Source organism: Chamaesiphon sp. OTE_75_metabat_556 (assembly GCF_031378165.1).
Taxonomy (GTDB): Bacteria; Cyanobacteriota; Cyanobacteriia; order Cyanobacteriales; family Chamaesiphonaceae; genus Chamaesiphon.
On sequence record NZ_JANNDR010000446.1, the window covers coordinates 1 to 8,301 of the forward strand.

Annotated in this window: 7 protein-coding genes and 1 tRNA gene; 7 read left to right on the forward strand and 1 reads right to left on the reverse strand. The window is 48.1% G+C overall.

What is annotated here, in order from left to right:
- The 4 genes from RMO27_RS18115 to RMO27_RS18130 all read left to right on the forward strand — a co-directional run.
- A partial coding sequence (locus RMO27_RS18115; RefSeq protein ID WP_396133751.1) for a M23 family metallopeptidase occupies positions 1–988 on the forward strand: 988 nt, incomplete at its 5' end.
- Positions 989–1,149: 161 nt separating this feature from the next.
- Positions 1,150–1,222, forward strand: a tRNA-Met gene (locus RMO27_RS18120).
- A 127-nt stretch (positions 1,223–1,349) separates the two neighbouring features.
- Positions 1,350–2,405, forward strand: a complete 1,056-nt coding sequence (locus tag RMO27_RS18125) for a WD40 repeat domain-containing protein (RefSeq protein ID WP_309735088.1) — start codon at positions 1,350–1,352, stop codon at positions 2,403–2,405.
- A gap of 346 nt (positions 2,406–2,751) precedes the next feature.
- Entirely contained in the window at positions 2,752–4,110 is a 1,359-nt protein-coding gene (locus tag RMO27_RS18130) for a hypothetical protein (RefSeq protein ID WP_309735090.1), read from the forward strand.
- Between the two features lie 124 nt (positions 4,111–4,234).
- Here the strand turns inward: RMO27_RS18130 and RMO27_RS18135 are convergent, their stop codons facing one another.
- Positions 4,235–4,870: an HAS-barrel domain-containing protein gene (locus RMO27_RS18135; protein WP_309735092.1), complete on the reverse strand. Its 636-nt coding sequence runs from the start codon at positions 4,868–4,870 to the stop codon at positions 4,235–4,237.
- Between the two features lie 222 nt (positions 4,871–5,092).
- Here RMO27_RS18135 and RMO27_RS18140 point away from each other — a divergent pair, with 222 nt between their 5' ends.
- The 3 genes from RMO27_RS18140 to RMO27_RS18150 all read left to right on the forward strand — a co-directional run.
- Positions 5,093–5,764 carry a biotin/lipoate A/B protein ligase family protein gene (locus RMO27_RS18140; RefSeq protein ID WP_396133752.1) on the forward strand — a complete coding sequence of 224 codons (672 nt, stop codon included), beginning with the start codon at positions 5,093–5,095 and terminating at the stop codon, positions 5,762–5,764.
- A 26-nt stretch (positions 5,765–5,790) separates the two neighbouring features.
- On the forward strand, positions 5,791–6,486 hold the full coding sequence (gene nth, locus RMO27_RS18145; protein ID WP_309735096.1) for an endonuclease III: 696 nt from the start codon (positions 5,791–5,793) through the stop codon (positions 6,484–6,486).
- 309 nt (positions 6,487–6,795) lie between these two features.
- A partial coding sequence (locus RMO27_RS18150; protein ID WP_309735098.1) for a NarK family nitrate/nitrite MFS transporter occupies positions 6,796–8,301 on the forward strand: 1,506 nt, incomplete at its 3' end.

Genomic DNA, 8,301 nt, shown 5'->3' on the forward strand with positions numbered 1-8,301 from the left:
TAGGAGGTCATTTTTGTTGAAACCCGAAATTACACAGCAAGATAAATTAGGTCATCACCCAAGTGTGGATCGAGATGTATTGGTGAGTTCAGCTTCCGCACCAAGCACCGAGCGGTCGTCGGGTATGGCAAAAATTGTCTCTGTGTTTGGTAATCATCGGAGCCGCACCTCCAAAGTGATGCTGGGATTGACCATTTTACTCGGTATTGCCACTATCCCCGCTAATTACCCCGCTACCGTAGTAGCCGCCGAATCCACCAGTCCAGTAGATCGAGCCGATAATTCCTCAGCTACTCCCACCGCAGCTATCGACAAGCTCCGTAACGATATTTCGGCGATGCCAGAGCAGTCTGGGCAAAAGCAGTCAGTACTCATCGCTCAATCATATCCCCCGCGCACTTATCCCACCTCGGTAGTTAACCCTCCCAGTGGCAGCAACTTAAACTTTAACGGTGAAGCCTCAGTCCAGATCGAGATTGCCCCACCCAAGCAACGAACTTTTAAAGCCGTTGCCACTGCGTCTCCCTATGCAGCTCCCAACAATGGTGGATCGGAAGGCGATGTCGTCAGTCCTGAGGATCGCTTGCCCAGTGCAACTGGTGAAACAAATATCGGCTTTTCTTGGCCGACGAAAGGCATCCTTACCTCCAGATTCGGTCGGCGGTGGGGCAGAATGCACAAGGGGATCGATATTGCCGGCCCAATCGGTACGCCAATTAATGCGGCTGCAGATGGGACGGTAGTGGTTGCTGGCTATAAATCTGGATATGGCAACCTAGTCGAAATCCGCCATGTCGATGGTACGATTACCCGCTACGGACACAACAGTGAGTTGTCAGTCAGCAGCGGCCAGAGTGTGCGTCAGGGTCAACAGGTCGCCCGGATGGGTAGTACCGGACATAGCACTGGTTCGCACTTGCACTTTGAAATTCGCCCTAGTGGTGGTAATGCAGTCAATCCGATGGCACATCTACCAGCTAATAGTTGAATTTTTGAGAGTGGATCTGATAGGCGGGGTTGCTAGATCACTACCGAAATCGCCCAAAGCTGGTTGGTCGCGACTAGCTTGAATCGGAACTGGCTAAATTCAAAAGATCGTTGTCATCACAGCGCATTTTCTATGCTATGATAGTATACGTTAAATAACACGGCTCAATAGCTCAGTCGGTAGAGTAGGGGACTCATAAGCCCTTGGTCGTCAGTTCAAGTCTGACTTGAGCCATATTTCTTGAAAGTTACCAGTAGTAGTCATCCTAGCTTGGATTTTAGGCATGGATGTTACTGCTGGTAATTTCTTTATATTTAGTGCAGCAGGGATCGCGCGATCGACCCACTATTAAATCGATAACATGTCGATCGAAAACTGGCAATCGGAACTACATTTAGCTTGGCAAGGTCAACTGGGCGATCTGGTGACATCATTAGTTTGCGCGCCAGACGGTCGCGGGTGGGCAGCTAGTTCGGCGGCTGGTGAAGTTGTCTGGAATCATGGGCTAGGCGAACTCGTCGTCTTGCAGTCTCCGGCTGGTGATGGCGCGATCTCACAGATGGCTTTTAGTGCTGATAGTCGCTGGTTGGCCGCTGGCGGCCAAGCTGGGAAATTAGCAATCTGGAATTGCGATCGATCCGATGCAGCATTACCACCACAACTAGCCGCCACGATCGACATTGATGAGTGGATCGAGCACTTAGTCTGGCACCCCACCGCACCATATTTAGCCATCAGTTATGGCGCGCAAGTCCAAATTTGGGATGTGCTGACGTCTACAAAGATCGCGGCATGGCAGCTCGATCGATCTTCAGTCTTCGATCTAGCTTGGCATCCTAGCGGCGATCGCATCGCAGCGGCTGGCGACAAAGGCGTGCAAATGTGGTCGGCAATCGAGCCAAATGCCCCCAGCGACCATCTAGCCGTCGATACGACCAGTCTCAAGCTGGCGTGGTCGGCAGACGGTCGCTATCTAGCCATCGGTAATTTCGATCGCACCTTGACACTCATCGATTGGCAGCAGCCCGACGAGCAATGGACATTGCAGGGTTGTCCGGGCAAAATTCGCCAGCTCGCTTGGCTCAAGGGCACCGATCCTCCCAGTCTAGCGGTAGCTAGTGGCGAGACGATCGTCCTGTGGACATTGAGTGCTGATGCCACCACCTGGAATGGGTTGTCTTTATCCGGCCATCAGGATATTGTCATCGCGACGATCTCACATCCGATCGCGCCGATATTAGCTACTGCTGGTGCCGATGGTTATGCCTGTCTGTGGACATTAGATGGTCAAATCGAGCAGATCTTGAACCTGCCGATCGTCAGTGGATTTACGGTCATCAATTGGCATCCTCAAGCTCTGTACTTAGCTGCTGGTATGCGGACTGGAGCCATTGGGATCTGGATAATACCAGCATAAATACCGATATGGTTGTAAAAAAAGCGTGATACAATGACGGTGTCAGCATCACAATACTGTAAACTTACCAAGTTTAATTTCGGATGGCTAGGATGAAGATAGTTTCCAACAGTTTTCACCATAGCTAGCCAAGATAGAGTAATCGGTCAGCTAGAAATTTACCCATAACGTTGTTCTGGATGCCGATCGACCAAAAAGACGCCGGTACAATTTCACTCCAACCTCCACTTAGAAGTAGCCGCTCGATCCTTTCGATTGGGATTGGCAAAGCCTCAGAGGGAGTGAGTAGTTACAAAGTAAGTGATAGTAACTAAAAATTTCCATTACATATAGAGCTAATTCAAAAATGTTAAAAATTTGGCTTACCTGGTTGCAGCCTAGTCTTGGTGTGTTGGGAACAGCATTATTGTTATCTAGCACCTTGTGCGTTCGTGCGGCAACCAAACCAGCAGCAGTTCGCGTCACTCAAAAAGCACCGGCTCAAGTATCGCAGTGGAGTACGATTAAAACTTCAGGCACCAGGATCGATCGCGAGTTAGTCAATCGGGTTGCGCCTACGCCAGATTTAGCCGTTCGCCAACTAGCCATCAATTCGATGGCAGTACCTGCGGTGCCAGCACCTAGTGCGGCGATCGAGATTCGCCCACATCGCCGCACCTATGCCTCTAGCGTCATTTCACCATCGCTCAAAAAGCAAAATCTCTCCGCTAAAGCAACTAAGTTCCAGCCGCAAAATCGGCAGAATAATGATGTTGCCTCAGCCCTATCTCGCGCCATCAATCCCTCATCGTCACCGATTCCAGTGCCAGGGATCTATATTGGCAACAGTAACGGCAATACAGCTAGTAAATTTGCGCCCAAAGTTGCACCCAAAGCTGTAGTTCGATCGACTCCAGTCGCGACCGAAATCGGCGCGCCGACACCATTGTCAGCCATGATGGCTGCCAAAACTGCCATCGATCCATTTCCAGTCGTCCGACCAGAATTGATGCAGAAGCTCGACCGGATGCCCGTCACAGCTAGCGCACCGACGATCGACAAAACTGCACCATCTGCTCTCAATCCGATCGCGACAATTCCCCCAAAAGCAAGCAAAACCATCCTCTCAAACGTAGTTTCACCACAAGCTACTACTCCAATCCGATCGCTCGATCCGATTGCCGCGATTCCATCTGGATTGCAACGGTTACTCGGTAACGACCTCAACAGTCAACCAATTGCGGCATCAGTCACCACAGCAACTGTACCCAAAACCAATCCGATGTTGGCACTCACACAGTTTGTATCGCCAACAACTGTTGCCAGTCTACCTAGCTCGTCGGTCAATGGAGCCAGCTTACAATTAGCTACCGCTCAGGCATACACGTCCAGCGCACCGAAATTTAGCATTCCTGGCGAAACGCTACTAACTGCTAAACAGCCCAATTCTGCGATTAACATAGCAGCGATCAAGCCCGGTCAGAAGAGCTTTACGACTACCGACTCAACTACAGTCGCCAGCCGTAAGAGTACTTATGTGACCAGCAGCTTGCAACCTGTTGCCACCAAGCAATCTTGGACGGTTACAGATCGCAGCAACAATCTCGGCGGGTTGATTTTGGGATCTCAACAGCTAGCAACAGTACCTCAAGTAGCTAGTTTGTTAGCTACCGATCCTTCTGCTTCAGTTGGACTCCCAGCCAAAGCTTTAGTGGATGTCAACTAATTGCTCTGGTAGTTAGCCCAAGTGTAAAGATAAATGGATTAGCACTTGACAAAAGAACCTCACTTATGCAATAAGCGGGGTTCTTTTGGTGGCAATGGATCTCCGCTCGGCTGCTAAACTGATGTTAGCGAATTTGTGACAACACATAGCGCAACCTATCATAGTCATCTTTGAGAATCAAACTTACCGTGCGTCCAGCGGTGACTAACCACGATCGATCTCGCGATCGTAACTGATGAATTTCACGGATGGTGGCAGCAGTCAGTGCCTCCACTGGCGCACCTTGTACCTGCAATAGTGTCCGCAGAAATTCTAACTGTTCGCTAAAGCGGATAATCTCTTCTTTGTCGCACTCATACACGCCCTGATGGATTTGGGGCGGGCGCGGAGGGAGATATTGATACATTTGCCCCTTATCGTCCTCAAAGCCGATAATCGCCGCTTTAAACTCGGTTTTGAGCATCGCAAAGATCTGGGGTTGTTCTTCGCGCAATTCATCGAGCGACATCCCCAAGGCACGAGCGCGATGCACCGAATCGATCGGCGCAGTGGTAGCATGATAAACCACCGCAAAAATTTGATTACCCGATTCCTCATCAGCAGCCTTGACGATACTGCCAAAGGTCGGCATCACTGCCAATTTGAGATCTTCGGGTTCGAGACACTGAGCCAGAAATTCGCCTGTAGCTGTCTCGATTACCTCAGCGATATGCTGAGGATTTTTAGCACCAATGCTAAATTGAGGTAGGGGTAAACGCATCTCTAGGGGATAGGGAATAGGGACGAGTATATTATTAATCTATAGCGGCGGGTTTATGCAACTAATGTAGATCGCACCAAAAATCTCATTCAAACCCGCTCTACCTCGCAGTAGAACACAACTAGATCTTAATCCCATCTGCAATTGGAAGGCGATCGATTGACGAATCCAACTACAATCTGGCGACTAGTTCCACCGATCGAGACTACCGGACAATTGCAAATGCAGATCGATCGGTGGTTATTAGAACAACATATTCTAGGCCAAATTCCACCGACATTGCGGTTTTACACCTGGTCGAGTCCGACGATTTCTCTAGGATATCACCAACAACACTACCCCGAATATTGGCGATCGCTAGGATGGCACCATCGATCTATAGATCTCGTCAAACGTCCGACGGGCGGGCGCGGGGTATTGCATCAAGGCGATCTGACTTATGCCTTCATCGGTTCGGAATTTACAGGTAAAAGAGTGGAAACATATCAGCAGATTTGTCAGTTCTTAATTGATGGCTGGAGATCGATCGGCGTCGATCTAGAATATGGTATGGCAGGAACGGGTTATATTCACAATCCCAATTGTTTCGGCACAGCTACTAGTGCGGATCTCGTATGTGCAGATGGTTATAAACTGATTGGGAGTGCCCAACTGATTAAATCTGGAGTAGTCCTTCAGCATGGTTCGATGCGACTCAATCCCGATCCAGAATTATTTGAAGAAGTATTTGGCGAATCGATTGCGCCACCATCACCAGCAATCTTAGCACTAACTATCGATCGGATTATTGATGCGCTAGTGAGTGCGGCTGCCAGTCATTTTCAAGTACAGTTTGACATTCGGCCATTATCCGATCGCGAATGGTCGCAAATGCAAAGTGAGCCTCAAAAATAAGTCCCAATTTAGCCAATAAATATCAAATGAGTATCGATCGCCAGTGGACATCTAAAAAGAAAAGAGCATTAGAAGTATTGCTCAGACTGAAGCGATTGTATCCAGATGCCACTTGTAGCTTAGATTATACGACTCCCGTGCAATTATTAGTTGCTACTATCCTTTCGGCGCAGTGTACTGACGAGCGGGTAAATAAAGTGACGCCAGCGTTATTTGCGAGATTTCCCGATGCTCGATCGATGGCTTATGCAGATATTTTGGACATTGAAGAATTGGTGCGATCGACTGGTTTTTATCATAACAAAGCTAAAAATATTCAGGGTGCTTGTCGCAAGATTGTTGAAGAGTTTAATGGAGAAGTACCGCAGTTAATGGAACAGCTATTAACATTACCAGGAGTCGCAAGAAAGACGGCTAATGTGGTTTCTGCTCATGCCTTTGGTAATATTCAAGGTGTGACTGTCGATACTCACGTCAAACGATTGACTAATTTACTTGGTTTAACTAAGCATCAAGATCCGATTAAAATCGAGCAGGATTTGATGAAGTTGATTCCCAAAGTTGATTGGGAGAATTTTTCGATTATGACGATCTATCACGGACGCGCTATCTGTAATGCCAGAAAACCCAATTGTCCCGACTGCGAACTAGCCGAAATGTGTCCATCGGCAGGACAAGTCCTTATCGCTCGGACAAAAGCGAAGGCTAGCAGTCGAAAATAATGAGGACGATCTTAGTTCTAGGTTACCCCTACAGGTATTTCATCCCATTAACAATCTGTAGGGGCAGTGCCTGGTGGTGCTTGCCCAGCATCCATGTCACTTAATTACTAGAGTTGAATCGATCGAGATCGAAGCCATGCAAAAAACGGCTCGATCAAATGCGATAATCGGAACCAAACTAATAAACGGTAACAAAAACTACTAAATGGTGCCCAACATTCCCGTAACGTTGGGCTTGCTGAGATCGATTACCAATCGATCCGACGGCTTAATCGATGTTTTCAGTTGTTGTTTTGGGGCTATTGCCTGATGCTAAAGGGATTACTTTCATTCAAAAATCAGTATCGAACCTTGCACCTGACTTGGTTTGCTTTTTTTCTGACCTTCGTTTGCTGGTTCAACTTTGCCCCCTTTGCGTCCATCATTGGCAAAGAGTTGAGTCTAGATGAGTCGCAAATCAAAACATTATTAATTTGCAACTTAGCAATCACGATTCCAGCACGGATTATTATTGGTGCCCTACTCGATAAGTATGGCCCCCGCATTACCTATTCGATTCTATTGATGTTTGCAGTAGTCCCCTGCATCGCGACAGCTTTAGCCCAAGACTTCAGTCAAATGGTGGTTGCTCGGTTGCTGATGGGCATCGTCGGTTCTGGCTTCGTGCTGGGTATTCGGATGGTGTCCGAATGGTTCCCACCCAAAGATATCGGCATGGCACAGGGTATCTATGGTGGTTGGGGTAACTTTGGTGCTTTTGGTGCTGAGTTTGCACTGCCGTTAATTGCGGGCGGTACTGCGTTTCTAGCTGGTGGTAATGCTAACTGGAGACTGACAATCGTCATGACTGGCGTGATTGCTGCTATCTACGGTGTTATTTACTTCAATAGCGTCACCGATACGCCGCCTGGGAAAGAATACAAGCGTCCCAAAAAATACGGCGCGATGGAAGTTACTAGTGCTAGAGATTTCTATGGGTTATTGATTATGAACTTCGGGCTGATTTTTGCCCTGGGTTTACTCGCATGGCGATTGGCGCAAAAGAAACTGCACTTTCTCAATCCCGGACAAATGTATTTCATTTGGTTCTTACTGGCGGCTTTATATGCGTACCAGAGTTATCAGGCTTGGTTAGTCAATCGTGATGTCGTGTTGGGTAGAAAGCAATTTGCACCAGCCGAGCGGTATGAATTTGGTCAAGTCGCTTTACTACAATTCACGTATATCACCAACTTTGGTTCCGAACTCGCTGCGGTATCGATGTTACCCGTCTTCTTTGAGAAAACATTTGGACTCCAGCATGCTGCCGCTGCGATGATTGCCGCGACATATCCTTTCTTAAACCTCTTTTCGCGCCCTAGTGGTGGTTTTATCTCTGATAAATTTGGTTCGCGGAAATGGACGATGACAACTGTCACAGCATTGATTGGAGTTGCTTATCTCTTAGCACATCAAATCGATAAAACCTGGGCATTGCCTCTCGCTGTGGGCGTCACCATGTTCTCGGCACTATTCGCCCAAGCTGGTTGTGGTGGTACATTTGCGATCGTACCGCTGATTAAGAAAGAAATTACCGGACAAGTAGCAGGAAATGTCGGCGCATACGGTAACTTTGGCGGCGTCGTGTATTTGACTATTTTCAGCTTGACTGACGCACCGACATTATTTGCGTCAATGGGTATCGGTGCCTTGGTTTGCGCCTTCATGTGTGCGTTCTTCCTCAAAGAACCGCAAAATTCGTTTGGCTTAGATGCTGCTGGGATGGAAGCTCAAGCTGTACCGATAAGTAGTCCAAGTGGCTTTGGAATGCGGGAT

Bases quoted from the DNA above. Each gene is read 5' to 3' on its own strand.
- RMO27_RS18140 (WP_396133752.1), top strand. From the start codon at position 5,093: ATGCAGATCGATCGGTGGTTATTAGAACAACATATTCTAGGCCAAATT.
- nth (WP_309735096.1), top strand. From the start codon at position 5,791: ATGAGTATCGATCGCCAGTGGACATCTAAAAAGAAAAGAGCATTAGAA.
- RMO27_RS18125 (WP_309735088.1), top strand. From the start codon at position 1,350: ATGTCGATCGAAAACTGGCAATCGGAACTACATTTAGCTTGGCAAGGT.
- RMO27_RS18130 (WP_309735090.1), top strand. From the start codon at position 2,752: ATGTTAAAAATTTGGCTTACCTGGTTGCAGCCTAGTCTTGGTGTGTTG.
- RMO27_RS18135 (WP_309735092.1), bottom strand. From the start codon at position 4,870: ATGCGTTTACCCCTACCTCAATTTAGCATTGGTGCTAAAAATCCTCAG.